Annotated in this window: 14 protein-coding genes and 1 tRNA gene; 3 read left to right on the plus strand and 12 right to left on the minus strand. The window is 68.0% G+C overall.

Annotation, left to right across the window (positions count from 1 at the left end; genetic code table 11):
* Window positions 1–81 precede the first annotated feature (81 nt).
* The 5 genes from ACFWP7_RS00005 to ACFWP7_RS00025 all read right to left on the minus strand — a co-directional run bounded on the left by ACFWP7_RS00005 (window position 82) and on the right by ACFWP7_RS00025 (window position 4,401).
* Entirely contained in the window at window positions 82–1,173 is a 1,092-nt protein-coding gene (locus ACFWP7_RS00005) for a tyrosine-type recombinase/integrase (protein WP_384373401.1), read from the minus strand.
* A gap of 253 nt (window positions 1,174–1,426) precedes the next feature.
* Window positions 1,427–1,499: transfer RNA gene (locus ACFWP7_RS00010), tRNA-His, on the minus strand.
* Between the two features lie 136 nt (window positions 1,500–1,635).
* Entirely contained in the window at window positions 1,636–2,238 is a 603-nt protein-coding gene (gene orn, locus ACFWP7_RS00015) for an oligoribonuclease (RefSeq protein ID WP_384373404.1), read from the minus strand.
* Between the two features lie 115 nt (window positions 2,239–2,353).
* Window positions 2,354–3,589: a helix-turn-helix domain-containing protein gene (locus ACFWP7_RS00020; RefSeq protein WP_384373407.1), complete on the minus strand. Its 1,236-nt coding sequence runs from the start codon at window positions 3,587–3,589 to the stop codon at window positions 2,354–2,356.
* A 377-nt stretch (window positions 3,590–3,966) separates the two neighbouring features.
* Window positions 3,967–4,401 carry a hypothetical protein gene (locus tag ACFWP7_RS00025; protein WP_384373410.1) on the minus strand — a complete coding sequence of 145 codons (435 nt, stop codon included), beginning with the start codon at window positions 4,399–4,401 and terminating at the stop codon, window positions 3,967–3,969.
* A gap of 324 nt (window positions 4,402–4,725) precedes the next feature.
* On the opposite strand from ACFWP7_RS00025, the gene ACFWP7_RS00030 reads away from it, so the two are divergent.
* Window positions 4,726–5,253 (plus strand): universal stress protein, encoded by a 528-nt coding sequence (locus ACFWP7_RS00030; protein WP_365436699.1) that lies wholly within the window; start codon window positions 4,726–4,728, stop codon window positions 5,251–5,253.
* Between the two features lie 449 nt (window positions 5,254–5,702).
* Here ACFWP7_RS00030 and glmS read toward each other — a convergent pair whose 3' ends face one another.
* Window positions 5,703–7,520 (minus strand): glutamine--fructose-6-phosphate transaminase (isomerizing), encoded by a 1,818-nt coding sequence (gene glmS / locus ACFWP7_RS00035; RefSeq protein ID WP_384373413.1) that lies wholly within the window; start codon window positions 7,518–7,520, stop codon window positions 5,703–5,705.
* 27 nt (window positions 7,521–7,547) lie between these two features.
* Window positions 7,548–7,805, minus strand: a complete 258-nt coding sequence (locus ACFWP7_RS00040; protein ID WP_266461726.1) for a hypothetical protein — start codon at window positions 7,803–7,805, stop codon at window positions 7,548–7,550.
* 164 nt (window positions 7,806–7,969) lie between these two features.
* On the opposite strand from ACFWP7_RS00040, the gene ACFWP7_RS00045 reads away from it, so the two are divergent.
* On the plus strand, window positions 7,970–9,550 hold the full coding sequence (locus ACFWP7_RS00045; protein WP_384373416.1) for a purple acid phosphatase family protein: 1,581 nt from the start codon (window positions 7,970–7,972) through the stop codon (window positions 9,548–9,550).
* Window positions 9,551–9,644: 94 nt separating this feature from the next.
* Here ACFWP7_RS00045 and ACFWP7_RS00050 read toward each other — a convergent pair whose 3' ends face one another.
* A complete protein-coding gene (locus ACFWP7_RS00050) occupies window positions 9,645–10,514 on the minus strand; it encodes a DUF4429 domain-containing protein (protein WP_384373419.1) in 870 nt (289 codons plus the stop codon).
* A gap of 107 nt (window positions 10,515–10,621) precedes the next feature.
* On the opposite strand from ACFWP7_RS00050, the gene ACFWP7_RS00055 reads away from it, so the two are divergent.
* Entirely contained in the window at window positions 10,622–12,169 is a 1,548-nt protein-coding gene (locus tag ACFWP7_RS00055; protein ID WP_384373422.1) for a beta-N-acetylhexosaminidase, read from the plus strand.
* A 58-nt stretch (window positions 12,170–12,227) separates the two neighbouring features.
* Here ACFWP7_RS00055 and ACFWP7_RS00060 read toward each other — a convergent pair whose 3' ends face one another.
* From ACFWP7_RS00060 to desA, 4 genes are read right to left on the minus strand one after another with little or no spacing between them, the layout of a single operon-like run.
* The gene (locus ACFWP7_RS00060) at window positions 12,228–14,012 is read right to left on the minus strand and encodes an IucA/IucC family protein (RefSeq protein WP_384373425.1); all 1,785 of its coding nucleotides are present in this window, start codon (window positions 14,010–14,012) and stop codon (window positions 12,228–12,230) included.
* Complete coding sequence (locus ACFWP7_RS00065) at window positions 14,009–14,569, minus strand: GNAT family N-acetyltransferase (protein ID WP_384374080.1); 561 nt, start codon at window positions 14,567–14,569, stop codon at window positions 14,009–14,011. Before ACFWP7_RS00065 ends, ACFWP7_RS00060 begins: the two co-directional genes overlap by 4 nt.
* Window positions 14,570–14,601: 32 nt before the next feature.
* Window positions 14,602–15,924: a lysine N(6)-hydroxylase/L-ornithine N(5)-oxygenase family protein gene (locus tag ACFWP7_RS00070; RefSeq protein WP_384373428.1), complete on the minus strand. Its 1,323-nt coding sequence runs from the start codon at window positions 15,922–15,924 to the stop codon at window positions 14,602–14,604.
* On the minus strand, window positions 15,881–17,347 hold the full coding sequence (gene desA / locus ACFWP7_RS00075) for a lysine decarboxylase DesA (RefSeq protein WP_384373431.1): 1,467 nt from the start codon (window positions 17,345–17,347) through the stop codon (window positions 15,881–15,883). Before desA ends, ACFWP7_RS00070 begins: the two co-directional genes overlap by 44 nt.
* Between the last annotated feature and the right edge of the window lie 168 nt (window positions 17,348–17,515).

Consider the following 17,515-nt stretch of genomic DNA (forward strand, 5'->3'; position numbering starts at 1 on the left):
CGATCCCCGCAACTCCCTGAACTCCAGGGTGTTGCGGGGATCAATAGAACCCGCCAGATTCGGTCAGGGGCTTCGCTGTGTTCAGGAGGCCAGGCGGAGGCTCTGCCGCTTGCCCGTCATGGCGGCCTCCACTGCGGCGGCCACCTCGTCGTCGAGCTGCTGGATCAGGTGTCCGTAGCGGTCCACGGTGGTGGTGATGGACTCGTGGCCCAGCCGGGCCTGGATGGCGGGCAGCGGGACGTTGGCGGCGATCAGCCAGGCCACGTGGGTGTGGCGGAGGTCGTGCGGCCGGGGCTTCTTCATGAGGCCGTCGTTCTGGGCCTGGGCCACGGCGGGGAGCCACCGGCGGTTGTAGAAGTTCCCGTGCCGCCACGCTTTGCCGGTGACCGTCGTGAAGATAAAGTGCTCGGCCTTCTTGCCCTCGGTGTTGCGCTGGAGGATCTCGACCAGGGCGGGGGAGAGGGCGACGGTTCGGCGGGACTTCTTGGTCTTGGGCGGACCGAGCAGGAGGGTGTTGTCGTCCTGGCGCTTCCACGCCCGCTGGACCCGCAGGACGCTGTGCTGGCCCCGGACGGTGATGTCGCGGATCTGGAGAGCGGAGATCTCGCCCCAGCGCAGCCCGGTGCCCACCATGAGGTCGATCAGGTCGACCGTGTCCCCCTTGCAGATTCCGGCCATGGCGACCTTGACCCGCTCGAACTCCTCGCGCTCCAGAAAGACCATCTCGTCCTCGACGCCGTTGTCCACGCGGGGCAGGCGGGTCCGGGCGCAGGGGTTGGCGGCACGGAGCTGCGGCTGTGCCTCCACGGCGGACTGGAAGATCGAGTACAGGAGGCCGTGCAGGTTCGCGATGGTCTTGGGGGAGACGGGCTTGCGGACCCACTCCTTTGTCTTGTTGCGCTGTCCGGTCTCCATGGCGTTGACCCAGCGCCTGACGTCACTGGCGGTGATGGCCTCCGGGTCGCAGATGTCCTTGTCCCCGAAGTGGGGGAGGAGGTGCCTCTTGATGTCGCGCCGGTAGTCGAACCGGGTGCGGATCTCCACGCCGGTGAGGGTCTCCACGAAGTGTTCGGCCCACGTGGCGAAGGAGACGACGCTCTTGTTCTCGCCCGGCTGGACGAAGCCCTCGCCCTTGACCCACCCCGGCGGCCACTGCTGGCCGTGGGCGTCCACGAGACTCTGGAACTGCTTCGCCTCCGGCTCGGAGTCGAAGACCTCGGACTGAGGGGCGCCGTCCCTGGCGCCACCCTCACGCCACCGAACCTGATGCGCAGTGCTGCCGTCCCTGCGGACGCGCTGTCGAATGCTTGCCCTGAGGGGAAGTTAGGACCCTTCTCAAGACCCCGGGTGGCCACCGGTGTGGCCGCAGAGGAGCCAAAAGAGGCCGTTGACCTGCCAATCGCAGGTCAACGGCCTCTTAGAAGAGGGTGAGTGACGGGACTTGAACCCGCGGCATCCTGGACCACAACCAGGTGCTCTACCAGCTGAGCTACACCCACCATGTCCGGTCTGGGTTTTTCCGACCGGCCGAGAAAAAGTGTACAGGGTCCGAAGGGGTGCTCGCCCCCGGCTTTTGTGGGGGCCCATCAGGGCCCCGACAAAGGTCTGTCCGGTTCCGAAAGGGCCTGGCCGGCTCTACTCGACGGGCAGGACGTGCTTCGCGGCGATGGCGCGGGCGGTCTCCGAGTCGGGGCCGGGCTGCGGGACGAAGACCGCCTCGCGGTAGTAGCGGAGCTCGGCGATGGACTCGCGGATGTCCGCCAGGGCGCGGTGGTTGCCGTTCTTGTCCGGGCTGTTGAAGTACGCGCGGGGATACCAGCGGCGGGCCAGCTCCTTGACGGAGGAGACGTCCACGATGCGGTAGTGGAGGTACTCCTCCAGGGTCGGCATGTCACGGAGGATGAATCCCCGGTCCGTGCCCACCGAGTTTCCGCACAGCGGCGCCTTGCCCGGTTCCTTGACGTGCTCACGTACGTAGGCGAGGACCTGCGCCTCGGCGTCCGCCAGGGTCGTACCCGCGGCCAGCTCGGTGAGGAGACCGGACTTCGTGTGCATGGCGCGCACCACGTCCGGCATCGTCTCCAGCGCCCTGTCCGGCGGCTTGATCACGATGTCCACGCCTTCACCGAGTACGTTCAGCTCAGAGTCGGTGACCAGCGCGGCCACCTCGATGAGCGCGTCATCCGACAGCGAGAGACCGGTCATCTCGCAGTCGATCCACACCATGCGATCGTTCATGTGCCTCACCCTACGGCCCACCACGCCCGGGTGAACCGCTCGTGCGTGCGGCACGGGCGGGGACCCGAGGGCCCCCGCCCGTGGAGAACGGCGCGAATGGTGGAAATGGTGGGCGTTACTGGACGCCGCGCTGCCCCGGAAGGCTCGCCCGCCCTGCCGCGTACAGCTCAGCGCCCACCTTGCCCGCGTCCGTCGACATGGACGTCGACGCAGCGACGATGCCCGCAGCCGCCGTACGGCGGGTCTGCGACGGAACCGAGGTCTCCTGGTGGATGGCCGGTGGCGGCCCCGCCGGACCGCCGCCCTCCGGGTCCGACTGCCGGTCGGCGGACTGCGGACGACGAGCCCGGTACGCGGCCCGGTACGCAGCCGGCGACGAGCCGAGCTGGCGCCGGAAGTGACCCCGCAACGCGACCGGCGAACGGAAGCCACAACGGCCCGCCACCTCGTCGACCGAGTAGTCCGACGTCTCCAGAAGACGCTGCGCCTGGAGCACCCGCTGCGTGATCAGCCACTGCAGGGGAGCGCTCCCGGTGAGCGACCGGAAACGGCGGTCGAAGGTCCGCCGGCTCATGTACGCGCGTGCCGCCAGCGTCTCCACGTCGAACTGCTCGTGCAGATGCTCCAGCGCCCAGGCGACGACCTCCGCGAGGGGGTCGGCGCCGATCTCCTCCGGCAAGGACCGGTCGAGGTAGCGCTCCTGACCGCCGCTGCGGCGCGGGGGGACGACCAGACGACGGGCCAGCGCGCCGGCCGCTTCGTTGCCGTGGTCCGTCCGCACGATGTGCAGACAGAGGTCGATTCCGGCCGCCGTACCCGCCGATGTCAGTACGTCTCCGTCGTCCACGAAGAGTTCTCGTGGGTCGACGTGGACGGACGGGTAGCGCTTGGCGAGCGTCGGCGCGTACATCCAGTGAGTGGTCGCCGGACGGCCGTCCAGCAGGCCCGCCGCGGCCAGCACGAAGGCGCCGGTGCACAGCCCGACTATGCGGGCGCCCTCCTCGTGCGCCCGGCGCAGTGCGTCGAGTGCCTCCTCCGGTGGTGGCGAGGTGATCGACCGCCAGGCGGGCACGACCACCGTGCCTGCCCGCGAGATCGCTTCCAGGCCATGTGGCGCGGTGAGTTCCAGGCCTCCTGTGGTCCGCAGCGGGCCTTCCTCGCCCGCGCTCACCAAAAGGCGATAGCGCGGTACGCCGGCGTCCTGGCGGTCAATCCCGAACACCGACAGCGGTATGGAACTCTCGAAGATGGGGCCGCCGCTGAACAGCAGCACCGCAACGATCTCCTTGCGGCGTCGCCCGGAAAGTTTCCGGGCCGCGGCTTCCGGCGCGGCAGTGGAGTCGTGGCTCATCCTGCTAAGCCCCCCTCGGTGGTCGCGGCTCCTCGGTTGTGTCGCTCCTGCACGTTTCCCCTCGGTCCTGCACGAGTCCCCCGCCGTAAGACGTCAAGATCGAATCTACTGTGTCCCGTGGCGCCAAGGTGACCAGTTCGATACTCAACAGAATGTCGACAAGGCAACTTGGCGTGAAGCATTCGATCACGAAGCGTTGCACTCGTGGGCCGTGCAGGGAAGTACGCCTCGTGCCAGTGGCCAATCCACGTAGGGTGCGCGAGCCCTCTACGGTCCTTTCATTGCAGGTCGAACGGGGGGTGAGGGGTCGTTCGACCACGGAACGAGCCATGCGCAGAAGTTGGCTGAAAAGAAGCGGGCGCGTGCGCGTAAACCGGTCAGTCGACCGGCCTGTTTCCCCCACCGTGCCGACCGCCTCTGTGCGCCCCCGCGCCAGACCTGCCGTGCGGGCCGCCCACGCCCTCCGCTCCGCGGGAGGCCGGCACTCCGTTGGGGACGGTCGCTCCGCGGAAGGCCGGAACTCCGTGCCCGCCGTGCCGTCCGCGGACCGGGGTGCGCTCCTGGACGAGCAGTTGCGCCGCACCCCGCTCGGACTGACGCAACAGCACCCGGCAGGCCGCGGTCACGGCCGCCAGGCCCAGCGCCGTACCGGCCGCGCCGGCGAGTGAGGTGCCGGACCAGACGAGAACCACCGGGACCAACACACAGCTGAAGGCCGCCCAACGCACCACATCGCTCGCCGTGTCCGGGACGGCGGGTGCCGCGGCATGCGCCCGGGGGGTGGGGCGGGACGAGGTCTCGGGTCCGGGCACAGTGTGCTCCCTCGTACGTACCTGGTGCTCCATTGCTCCCCCTGGCGGCGGCCGAAAGGTTCAACGCCTGGCCGACCGGCAGGTCACTGTGCCGCACGCCTGGGTGAACCCTGTGCAAACCGCCTGTACGGGGCAGCAACCATTGCGTTACGGGCGGCTCCTCATGCATGCTCCGATGAACGCCGCGTAGCGCACGCGGGATCTGGGCAGAGGAGGCGTGCCGCCGTACCCTTTGGGGTATGGGGTTGGGAAGATGATTCCCGGACACAGCTCTGCCGCACGTTGTCGTCGTCCCACCACGAGGATCCAAACGCCGAGATACCCATGGCCGGTCACGAATACTTCGATCCCGCGGACCGCCAGCGCCCGCTCGCCGATCCCACGGCGGCCGAGCCCCTGGCGGCGGAAGAACTACGCCAGTCCTGCGACCCCGCCTTCAAGCACGGCGTCGTCGTCGGCTTCGACGGCTCGACGTCCAGCGAGCGCGCCCTCGCCTACGCGATCGGCATGGCCCACCGCTCCGGCTCCGGGCTGATCATCGTCCACGTCGCCAACCGGCTGCCCACCACGGTGTGGGCGGGCTGCGAGCCCCCGGTCTTCGTCGATGTGCCGGACCATCGCACCGAGTTGCTCGGCCTCGAACTCGCCTGCGCCGAGTATCTGGCCGAAGTCCCGTGGATCCTTGTCGAGCGCGGCGGCGACATCTGCCACGAACTCGAAGAGGTGGGGCGGGAGTACGAGGCGGACGCGATCGTCGTCGGCTCCACGCACGGCATCGTCGGGCGCATCTTCGGCTCGGTCGCGGGCCGGCTCGCCAAGCGTGCGCAGCGCCCGGTCGTCGTCATCCCCTGAGCGCCGGGCAAACCCTGTCGTTTCTGTTCGGCGACTCGCCGTCGCCCCAGGTGGGATGCGCGGCCAGCCCGTTCAACTCTCTTTCCCCGCTGGGTGGAAAGCCGTGCAGATCTACTTGCGCGTAGAGGTGTTTGTGCGCTTGTGAAGGGAATATATCGGTCACCGCACAACCGCACAAGCACGAAGGGAGCCCGCCGTGGACCATGACGCCTTCACCGGTGCGGCGCTCTTCCTCGACGCGCCGCCGGCCGGCGGGTGACGGCCACCGGCTGAAGTCGGCGCGGGCCCGGGGCAATTGGGCGGCCCCGGCCCCTGAAAAGAATGGGTCCCCGTGTGCTGGTGGCATGCACGGGGACCCGTTCCTTGCGCCTGAACCGGCGCCACTCCCGCGGAGGTGGTTGCTCGCCGTGGGGGTTCCTCAGCTATCGCTTCGGTGACTTCGTGGATATTTACTCCACCGTCACCGACTTCGCCAGGTTCCGCGGCTTGTCGATGTCCCGGCCCAGGGCCAAGGCCGTGTGGTAGGCGAGGAGTTGGAGGGGGATGCCCATGAGGATCGGGTCCAGTTCGTCCTCGTTCTTCGGGACGACGATCGTCTGGTCGGCCTTCTCCTGCTCCTGGTGCGCGACCGCGAGGATCCTGCCGCTGCGGGCCTTGATCTCCTCCAGGGCGGCGCGGTTCTTCTCCAGGAGGTCGTCGTTCGGGACGATGGCGACCGTCGGCAGGGCAGGCTCGATGAGCGCCAGCGGGCCGTGCTTCAGCTCGGAGGCCGGGTAGGCCTCGGCGTGGATGTACGAGACCTCCTTGAGCTTCAGGGAGGCCTCACGGGCCACCGGGTAGCCCCGGACACGGCCGATGAAGAGCATCGAGCGGGCCTCGGCGTACTGCTCGGCCAGCTTCTTGATCTCGTCCTCACGGTCGAGGATCTCGGTGATCTGGCCCGGCAGCCTGCGCAGGCCCTCGATGATCCGCTTGCCGTCGCGCACCGACAGGTCGCGGGTGCGGCCCAGATGCAGCGCGAGCAGCGCGAAGGCGACCGTGGTGTTGGTGAAGCACTTGGTCGAGACGACGCAGACCTCGGGTCCTGCGTGCACGTACATACCGCCGTCGGCCTCACGGGCGATGGCGCTGCCCACCACGTTCACCACGCCGAGGACCCGCGCGCCCTTGCGCTTCAGTTCCTGGACGGCGGCGAGGACGTCGTACGTCTCACCGGACTGGGAGACCGCGACGTACAGCGTGTCGGGGTCGACCACGGCGTTGCGGTAGCGGAACTCCGAAGCCGGCTCGGCGTCCGCGGGGATGCGGGCCAGCTCCTCGATCATCTGGGCGCCGATCATGCCGGCGTGGTACGAGGTGCCGCAGCCGAGGATCTTCACGCGGCGGATCTGCCGCGCCTCCCGGGCGTCCAGGTTCAGGCCGCCGAGGTGCACGGTGGAGAAGCGGTCGTCGATGCGGCCGCGCAGCACGCGGTCCACGGCCTCCGCCTGCTCGAAGATCTCCTTGTGCATGTACGTGTCGTGGCCGCCCATGTCGTACGACGCGGCCTCCCACTCCACGGTGGTCGGCTCGGACGTCGTACGGGTGCCCTCGGTGGTGTACGTACGGAAGTCGTCGGCCTTGAGAGTGGCCATCTCGCCGTCGTCAAGGGTCACTATCTGCCGAGTGTGCGTCACCAGGGCGGCGATGTCCGAGGCGACGAACATCTCCTTCTCGCCGATGCCGAGGACGACCGGGGAGCCGTTGCGGGCCACCACGATGCGCTCGGGGAAGTCGGCGTGCAGGACCGCGATGCCGTACGTGCCCTCGATCACGCGGAGCGCGTCGCGGACCTTGTCCTCGAGCTTCTCCTGCTGGGAGCGGGCGATGAGATGGGTGAGGACCTCGGTGTCGGTCTCGGAGAGGAACTCGACGCCGTCGGCCTCCAGCTTCTTCCGCAGGTCGGAGGCGTTGTCGATGATGCCGTTGTGGACGACGGCGACCTTGCCGTCGGCCGACAGGTGCGGGTGGGCGTTCACGTCGGAGGGGGCGCCGTGGGTGGCCCAGCGGGTGTGGGCGATACCGGTGGTGCCGGCGAAACGCTTGGGGACCTTGGCCTCCAGATCGCGCACCCGGCCCTTGGCCTTGACCATCTTCAGGCCGCCCGTCTTGGGCGTCGTGACGACGATGCCTGCCGAGTCGTAGCCGCGGTACTCCAGTCGCTGGAGGCCCTCAAGGAGGAGGGGAGCGACGTCACGCCTGCCGATGTATCCGACGATTCCGCACATGGATGACGTTTCCTAGCCGTAGATGATCTAGCCGTAGACGATGCGGCGCAGCTGCCTGAGCGTGAGCTCCGGCGGCGCGACCGCGCGGTATTTCAGGTCCGCCTCGATCCGCTCGAAGATCGACGCGTTCACCAGGCCCTGCGCCTGGAGTTCGCGGTGGCGGCGACGGACGTACTCCTCGGTCGTCTCGTCGAAGTAGGCGAGCACGTCCTGGACCACACGCAGCGCCTCGCCCCGGTTGAGGGGCGAGGAGCGCGTCAGATGATCAACAAGTTCGTCGTGCACTCGTTGATCCTGAGGTAAAGCGCTGGCAATCGCAAGAATCCTGCCCGATATCGGGCAAGTGACTGTTGAAACTCTTATGGGATCCTGTTTGGGGCCTGTTCATGCTGTGTCTTGCGTAACGATGGCTGTCCAGAGCACCTTTTTGAGCCATGGACACTCCTCGCATGGGCGTACCGGAGAAGCTCGCCGCGCGCATGAGCATGGCCGAGCAGCACGAATACCTCCGCGCCAAGTTCTCCCGCCGCACGATGATCAGGGGCGGCGCCGTGACCCTGGGCGCCGTCGCGGGCGGCGCCTTCGTGCCGGGCGCGGTCGCACAGGCCGCTGTACCGACGCAGAGCATCAGCATCAGCACCAGCACCAGCACCGCGAAGGTCGACGGGGCGCTCGTCGCCCCCTTCGGCCGCCACCTCGCCTACGGCGCCGACCCGAAGACCGAGATGACGGTCTCCTGGCAGGTCCCGGCCGCCGTCAGCAAGCCGTACATCCGCATCGGCGCCCACCCCTGGGACCTCTCCCGCAAGATCGCGGCCGAGGTGCGCAGCCTCTACACCCCGACCGGTGTCGGCGCGAGTGCCGACCACACGCAGTACTACCTGCACGCACAGCTCACCCACCTGCGCCCTGGCCAGACGTACTACTACGGCGTCGGTCACGACGGCTTCGACCCGGCGTCCGCGCACCTCGCGGGCACCCTCGGCACCTTCACCACCGCGCCCGCCAAATCGGAGTCGTTCACCTTCACGGCCTTCGGCGACCAGGGCGTCAGCTATCACGGTCTCGCCAACGACAGCTTGATCCTGGCCCAGAACCCGGCCTTCCACCTGCACGCGGGCGACATCTGCTACGCCGACCCGACCGGCGCGGGCTCGACCACCGACACCGGCTTCGACTCGCGCATCTGGGACCAGTTCCTCGCGCAGACCGAGACGGTCGCCAAGCAGGTGCCGTGGATGGTGGCGTACGGCAACCACGACATGGAGGCCTGGTACTCGCCCAACGGCTACGGCGGCGAGGAGGCCCGCTGGCAGCTGCCGGACAACGGGCCCGACAAGAAGAACCTCCCCGGCGTGTACTCCTTCACGCACGGCAACACGGCGGTCATCTCGCTGGACGCCAACGACATCTCCTTCGAGATCCCGGCCAACCTCGGTATCTCCGGCGGCACCCAGACCAAGTGGCTGGAGGCCCAGCTCAAGAAGTACCGGGGCGCCCAGGGCATCGACTTCATCGTGGTCTTCTTCCACCACTGCGCGTACTGCACCTCGACCTCCCACGCCTCCGAGGGTGGCGTACGCCAGGAGTGGGTACCGCTCTTCGACAAGTACACCGTCGACCTGGTGATCAACGGCCACAACCACGTCTACGAGCGCACCGACGTCATCAAGGGCAACGAGGTCACCAAGAAGCTCCCGATCGGCGGCACCGCCTACCCGGAGACCGACGGCGTCGTGTACGCCACCGCGGGCGCGGCGGGCCGCAGCCTGTACGCGTTCAGCGCCGACGAGTCCTACGAGGGCCATGTGAAGGACGTCGAGTCCGTGGCCTCCTTCGTCGCCCAGAAGGGCAACGTCCACGTGGCCGAGACGGTCGCCTGGTCCCGCGTGCGCTACGTCAACTACTCGTTCCTGCGCGTGGATGTGACGCCGGCGGCGAAGGGCCACCTCGCCACGCTGAAGGTGCGGGGCATCGCCGAGACGGGCGAGGAGATCGACAACTTCACGGTGGCACGCAGGGTCAAGTAGCGCCCTTCAGAGAACTGTTCGCGACCAGCCACACTCGGTCGGCGTTCGTACGCCCGGAAGGCGGGGCGTACTTCCTCCCTCCGGCAGGCGGTCCTCACATCCTTCTGAGGACCGCCTGCTTGGCCATCGCGAACTCCTCGTCCGTCAGGACACCGGACCTGTGCAGCTCGCCGAGCTCCCGCAACCGGCGCAGCAGGGCGTCATGGTCGGCCTCGGCGGGGGCAACCGACAGCTCCTTCACCGGCTCCGGGAGGAGAAGCGCGGCAGAAGGGTGCGGCAACCGCACCTGCACCGCCGCCGCGACCAGCGCCATCAGCGGATCCTTCTTGAAGCCCCACAACTCCACGGAGTTGGGGTCGTACTTGGGCGGCGCCTTCGTCTCCGCACCGCGCACGGTGAAGCGCAGGTACCCGTTCTCCAGCCCGGCCGACGGATGCCATTCGACGCCGGTGACGTCCCCCAGGGCGAGCGACCGTCCCCCGGTGGCAGCCTTCGCGTCCTCGGTCTTCCAGTTCCACTCCAGGCGTACGTGTTCGCCGTCGAAGCTCGCGGTGCCGTCCCCGGCGGACACGGACAGGGGCAGGGCGGGACCCGGCAGCAGATAGGCGTCGACGGGGCCGGACGGCACCTCGTCCAGGAGCAGTGCGTTGCGGACCTCGTCCACGAGGTACTCGGCGACGCCGTAACGATCGGTCTCGACGGTGAGCTGGTACGGGTCGTTCGGCTCCCCGAGTCTGCCGCCGGTCGCCTGGAGCAGGGGGTCGGCGCCGTCGCGCAGTCTGAGCCTCAACCGCCCGGTCTTCCTGCCCTGTTCGAAGGAGATGCCCGCCAACGCAACGAGCGGGACGGTCAGTTCACCCAAAGTCCTGCGGAGCAGGCTGACGTTCCTGTCGCGTCCGGGAGTCAGGCGCAGCGCGTCACCGTCGAAGATCCAGGTGCCTTCCCTCTGGATGATTTCCGCCATGGGGGGATTCTTTCACCGGCTGTACGGGGAGGGTGGTCTATACCCATTAGAAGGGAGCGCATGTGAGACAGCACAGAACGCCCCGTCTTCTCAGTACGTTGCTGCTTGTGGCAGCAGCGTCCATCTCCGTCGTCGGCGCGGCACCCCCCACTGCCGACCGGACCGTCACGCCGCTCGGCCAGGTGATCCCGGCCCCCGCATCGGTCGACGCACACGGAACCCCGTACCGCATCACCGCCGACACCCGCATCCGCGTGGACGAGGCGGGCGAGGTCCGCAAGGTCGGCGAGTATCTCGCGGACCTTCTGCGGCCCTCCACGGGCTACCGGCTGCCGGTCACACCGTCGGCGCACGGCGGAGGCGGCATCCAACTCCGGCTGGGGGCAAAGGAGCTGGGCGCCGAGGGCTACCGGCTCGACAGTGGCAGGTCCGGCATCACCATCACCGCCGCCGCGCCGGCCGGCCTCTTCCACGGCGTGCAGACCCTGCGCCAACTTCTCCCGGCCTCGGTGGAGAAGGACTCCACGCAGCCCGGCCCCTGGTTCGTCGCGGGCGGCACCATCGAGGACACCCCGCGCTACGCCTACCGTGGCGCGATGCTCGACGTGGCCCGGCACTTCTTCACCGTCGACCAGGTCAAGCGTTTCATCGACGAGGTGGCGCTCTACAAGGTCAACAAGCTGCACCTGCACCTCAGCGACGACCAGGGCTGGCGCATCGCCATCGACTCCTGGCCGCAGCTCACCACCTACGGCGGCTCGACGCAGGTCGGCGGGGGACAGGGCGGCTACTACACCAAGGCCCAGTACAAGGAGATCGTCCGGTACGCCTCCTCGCGCCACCTGGAGGTCATCCCCGAGATCGACATGCCGGGGCACACCAACGCCGCGCTCGCCTCGTACGCCGAACTGAACTGCGACGGGGTCGCCCCGCCGCTCTACACCGGCACGAACGTCGGCTTCAGCTCGCTGTGCGTGTCGAAGGACGTCACGTACGACTTCGTGGACGACGTGATCCGCGAGCTGGCCGCGATCACGCCGGGCAAGTACCTCCACATCGGCGGCGACGAGGCCCACTCCACGCCGCACGCCGACTTCCAGGCCTTCATGGACCGGGTACAGCCGATCGTCGCCAAGTACGGCAAGACGGTGATCGGCTGGCATCAGCTGACCGGGGCGTCCCCGGCGCCAGGGGCGCTGGCCCAGTACTGGGGCCTGGACGGCACCAACCCGGCGGAGAAGGAGCAGGTCGCGGCGGCGGCGCGGAACGGCACCGGGCTGATCATGTCGCCGGCCGACCGGGCCTACCTCGACATGAAGTACAACAAGGACACGCCGCTGGGGCTGACCTGGGCGGGCTATGTGGAGGTGCAGCGGGCGTACGACTGGGATCCGGGCAACTACCTTGCCGGTGTGCCCAGTTCGGCGGTCAAGGGTGTCGAGGCGCCGCTGTGGAGCGAGACGCTGGTGACCTCGGCGAACATCGACTACATGGCGTTCCCCCGGCTGCCCGGTGCGGCCGAGCTCGGCTGGTCACCTGCGTCTACGCACGACTGGGACACGTACAAGGTGCGGCTCGCGGCGCAGGCGCCCCGCTGGGACGCGTTGGGGATCAACTACTACAGGTCACCCCAAGTGCCCTGGTCCACCGAGTAGTTGATGGGGTAGAGGTGGGGCTCAGGAGGGGACCGCTGTCTCTTGAGCCCCACCCGTCTCAGAGACCCGCGATCGGGTTCTTCAGGTTGCCGACGAGCTGGAGGGCTCCGGACGGGTCGGCGAGGTCCACCATCTGCTTGTTGTTGCGGAGTTGGAGGCGGTTGAGGCAGGACAGCGCGAACTCCGGCGCGAACATGTCGTACTGCCGGAACTTGTCGGCGAGTTCGGGATTCGCGTCCTGGTAGGCGCGCACCGACTCGGCGACGGTCCGCCAGAAGAGGTCCTCGTCGAGGATGCCCTCGGTGTCCAGGTCCGCCGCGAGGAAGCGGAAGAAGCAGTCGAAGACGTCCGTGAAGATCGACAGGAGCTTCTTGTCCTCGGGGACGTCGACGCGGATCCGCTCGACGGCCGGCGGCAGTACCGCCTGCGGGTCAAGGACCGCGATCTCCTCGGCGATGTCCTTGTAGATCGCGCGTTGCACGACGCCGTCCTTGAGGACCAGGATGACGTTCTCGCCGTGCGGCATGTACACCAGGTCGTAGGCGTAGAAGCTGTGCAGCAGCGGGGTGAAGTAGGCGCGCAGATAGCGGCGCAGCCACTCCGCGGGGCTCAGCTCCGACCGCTCGATCAGCGCGCCCGCGAAGGACCTGCCCTCGTGGTCGACATGGGCGAGGGAGGCCATCGTCGCCAGGGTCTCGCCCTCCTGGAGAGCGGGCACCGGGCTCTCGCGCCACAGGGCGGCGAGCATCTTGCGGTACGGGGAGTAGCGGTCGGTGGCGGCCTCGTACTCCAGGTGGCGGTAGCCGACGGCGGCCCGCTCGCGGATGACCGACAGGCCGGTCGACCTCAACACCGGGTCGTTCTCGATGAGTTGGGCGAGCCAGTCGTTGATCGCCGGGGTCGCCTCCATGTACGCGGCGGAAAGCCCGCGCATGAAGCCCATGTTGAGGACCGAGAGCGCCGTTTTGACGTAATGCTTCTCGGGGTGCGACTTGTTGAAGAACGTGCGGATCGACTGCTGGGCCAGGTACTCGTCCTCGCCCTCGCCGAGGCAGACCAGGTGCCGCTGCGCGACCTCCGCCGCGAACGTCACCGACAGCTTGTTCCACCACTGCCAGGGGTGGACAGGGATGAGGAGGTAGTCGTCGGCGTCGAGGCCCTGTTCGGCGAGGGCCTTCGCGAACCGCTCGACGGTCTCCGCGCCCAACTCCTCGCGCAGGAACGGCTCGTACTCGATGCCCACGCCCGCTGTGAACGCCGCCCGTGAGCGGTGCGCGGCCAGCCACACCAGCCGGACCGGGCTCGCGGTCTCGGGGGCGTAGGACAGATAGTCGTGCACGCCGAAGCCGAGCCGCCCGTTGTTGGCGACGAAGCAGGGGTGGCCCTCGGTCATGCCGGTCTCGATCTCCTGGAAGCCGCTCCTGGCGAGTTCGGCGACCGGGATCTGCGGCTTGGTGAGCTTGAAGCAGGTGCCCGAGAGGGTGGAGGAGATCTCCTCCAGATAGACGGGCAGCACCTCGTCGCTCAGGCCGAGGGACTTCTTCAGCTCGATGAAGAAGTCCAGGGCGGCGAGCGGGAGTTCAGCGCCGTCGCGGTGGCGGGTGATCGACTCGGCGTCGACCTGCCAGTGGTCGAGCGCGCGGAGGCGTGCGGTGAAGCGGTAGCGGGTCAGCCCGTCGTCGCTGCGGACGACGTACTGGCCATCGCCATTGCCATCGCCCTTGGGCTCCGGTGTGATCAGCCGTTCGTGTGCGAACTCGGCGAGCGCCTTGCGGACGAGCAGCCGGTTGGCGCGGTCCCAGCGCTCGGGGGAGAGGTGCGCCACGGCGTCGGACTGGGTCATATCGCCACACTCCGTACGTCTCGTATCGCGGCGTCGAACTGTTCACGCGTGCAGAAGCTCAGCAACGCGCGCTTCTCGGGCTTGTCGATCTCGCGCTCGGCGACGAAGCCGACGGCTTCGTTGAGTGCGTGCACCGCCTTGTTGCTCACATCGGGTTCGACGACCACCCGGTGGGTGGCGGGGTCGGCGAACAGCTCCGCCATGACGGCGGTGATCACCGACCGGGTGAAGCCGTGCACGGGCGTGTCCGTCGGCGCGACCAGGAAGTGCATGCCGACATCGCCCGGCTGGGGCTCGTACAGGCCGACGAGTTCGACGTACCGAGGGTCGTAACTCTCCATCAGGAAGACGGGTTCACCGTCCAGCAGACCGAGGAACGCGTGGTGGTGCTCGGCGGCCGCGATGGCCATGTACTCCCGCTCCACGTCCTGGAGTCTGGCGTCCTGCATCATCCAGAACGCGGACTTGGGGTGCGTGACCCAACTGTGCAGCAGCTCGGCGTCCTTGAAGGGATCGAGGGCGCGGATGGTGAACGTGCCGATGTCGGTGGCGGTCATACGGTTCGTACGACTCCCGCGGCTGAGAGGGCTCATACGGCGAACTCCTGGAACGCGATCGTCTTCTCGACCGGGTAGTACTCGGTGCCGAGCAGCTCGCGGATGATGTACGCGTTGCGGTACGCGCCCATGCCGAGGTCCGGCGAGGTGATCGAGTGCGTGTGGACGCCGGCGTTCTGGAGGAAGATCCCGCGCCCGGTCGTGTCGATGGCGTAGTTGCGGGCCACGTCGAAGTTGCCCCGGGTGTCGTAGCGCAGCCGGTCGTGGACCGGCTTGAGGAACTCGGGCTCAACGTACTTGTAGCCGGTGGCGAGGATCAGACCCTGCGAGCTCAGCTCGTACTCCTTGCCCTGCTCCTCCTGACGCAGACCGAGGGTGTACGTCCCGTCGCGGTAAATCGCCGTGTCCAGCGAGGAGTTGGTGAGCAGCCGGGTGGGGACCGGGCCGCCGCCGACCTTCTTCTGGTAGAGCAGGTCGAAGATCGAGTCGATCAGCTCGCCGTCGATGCCCTTGAACAGGCCCTTCTGCTCCGTCTGGAGGCGGTAGCGGGTCGGCTCGGGCAGCGCGTGGAAGTAGTCGATGTACTCCGGGGAGGTCATCTCCAGCGTGAGCTTGGTGTATTCGAGGGGGAAGAAGCGCGGGGAGCGGGTGACCCAGTTGAGCTGGTAGCCGTGGACGTCGATCTCGCTCAGCAGGTCGTAGTAGATCTCGGCGGCGGACTGCCCGCTGCCGACGAGCGTGATCGACTCCTTGCACTGCAGCTCCTGCTTGTGCTGCACATAGCGGGAGTTGTGGATGAAGTCGCCGCCGAGTCCGGCGCAGGCCTCGGGGACGTACGGAGGGGTGCCCGTGCCCAGGACCAGATGCCGGGCCCGGAACTCCTCACCGGCCTGCGTGCGGACGACGTACACCTCGTCCTCGTGACTGACCTCGGTGACCGTCGTGTCGAAGCGGACGCTGGAGAGCTTCGAGGCCGCCCAGCGGCAGTAGTCGTCGTATTCGAGACGCAGCGGATAGAAGTTCTCGCGGATGTAGAAGGAGTACAGACGGCCCGATTCCTTGAGGTAGTTGAGGAAGGAGTACGGGGAGGTCGGATCGGCGAGGGTGACCAGGTCCGACATGAACGGGGTCTGGAGGTGCGCGCCGTCCAGGAACATCCCGGAGTGCCACTCGAAGTGGGGCTTGGAGTCGAGGAAGACGCCGTCCAGTTCGGCGATCGGCTCGGTGAGGCAGGCGAGGCCGAGATTGAAGGGGCCCAGTCCGATGCCGATGAAGTCGTGTGTTTTCACGGCGGATTCAGAAAGCGCGGATTCAGGAAGCGCGGTCAAGGGACTCTCCAAGGTACTGCTCGGCATGGCCGGCGATCAGATCGAGTACGGCGGTGATGTCGTCCGTCGTGGTCTCGGGGTTGAGCAGGGTGAACTTCAGGTAGTGCCGCCCCCCGACCTTCGTGCCCGCGACGACGGCGTCACCGGAGGCGAACAGGGCCTTGCGGGCGTACAGGTTGGCGCGGTCGATCTCGGAGGGATCGGTGACCGCGCCCGGGATGTAGCGGAAGACGAGGGTGGAGAGGGAGGGCGCGACCACGACGTCGAAGCGCGGGTCGGCGGCCAGCAGTTTCCAGCCCTCGGCGGCCAGGTCGCAGACCTCGTCGAAGAGTTCGCCGATCCCGTCGGCGCCCATCACCCGGAGCGTCATCCACAGCTTGAGCGCGTCGAAGCGGCGGGTCGTCTGGAGGGACTTGTCCACCTGGTTGGGGATACGTTCCTGCACCGCGCGGACCGGGTTGAGGTACTCCGCGTGATACGTGGCGTGCCGCAGGGTGGCGGCGTCCCGGACCAGCACGGCGGACGAACTCACCGGCTGGAAGAAGGACTTGTGGTAATCGACGGTGACGGAGTCGGCGCGCTCGATGCCGTCGATACGGTCCCGGTTCTTCAGGGAGGCGAGCAGCCCACAGCCGTAGGCGGCGTCGACATGCATCCAGGTACCGAACTGCGAGCACAGCTCGGCGATTTCGGGCAGCGGGTCGATGGAGCCGAAGTCGGTGGTCCCGGCGGTGGCGACGACGGCCATGGGGACGAGGCCGGCGCTCTTGCAGCGCTCCAGTTCGTGGGCGAGCGCGACCGTCTGCATCCGCTTGTCGTGGTCGACCGGGATCGAGACGACGGAGTCAGCGCTCAGGCCGAGGAGTTTGGCCGACTTCCTGACGCTGAAGTGGCTGACCTCGGAGGCGAAGATCCGCAGTTTGGCGAGGCTGTCCGGATACTCCCACCCTGCCCGCCCGGGCTTGACCTCCTCGCGGGCGAGCAACAACGCCTGGAGGTTGGACTGCGAACCGCCGGAGGTGAACACGCCGTCGGCGGCCGGGCCGAGGCCGATGCGCTCGTTGGTCCAGTCGATGAGCCTGCGCTCGATGAGGGTGCCGCCGGCCGACTGGTCCCAGGTGTCCAGGGAGGAGTTGACGGCCGAGAGGACCGCCTCGCCGACCACGGCCGGGATGACGACCGGGCAGTTGAGGTGCGCGAGGTAGCGCGGGTGGTGGAAGTAGATCGCGTCCCGGAGGTAGACCTCTTCGAGTTCGTCGAGGGCCGCCGAGGTGTCGTGCAGCGGGCGGTCCAGGTCGATCTGCTCGATACGGGGGGCGAGGGCGTCGACCGTGACGCCGGTGAACGGACGGTCGGTGGTGGCGAGTTTGGCCGCCACCCGCTCTATACCTTCGGTCGCGGAGCGGCGGTACCGCTCCGCGGTCGTGTCGTTGAGCAGGTGCGAGCGCATGTGGGGGTCCTCCGTGCGGGGAGTGTCCGGGCGGGACATGAGGGACGGAATCACATCTTCGAGTTAGGTTAGCCTAACCTAACTCGAATGTGACCCCGTCCCGGTGACGTCTTTCTGTCCCGGGGGTGACGAACGGCTCGTCGGGGGGTGCGGGTTGGTCCTGGGCCG

This window comes from Streptomyces sp. NPDC058470 (genome assembly GCF_042721055.1).
Classification (GTDB): Bacteria; Actinomycetota; Actinomycetes; order Streptomycetales; family Streptomycetaceae; genus Streptomyces.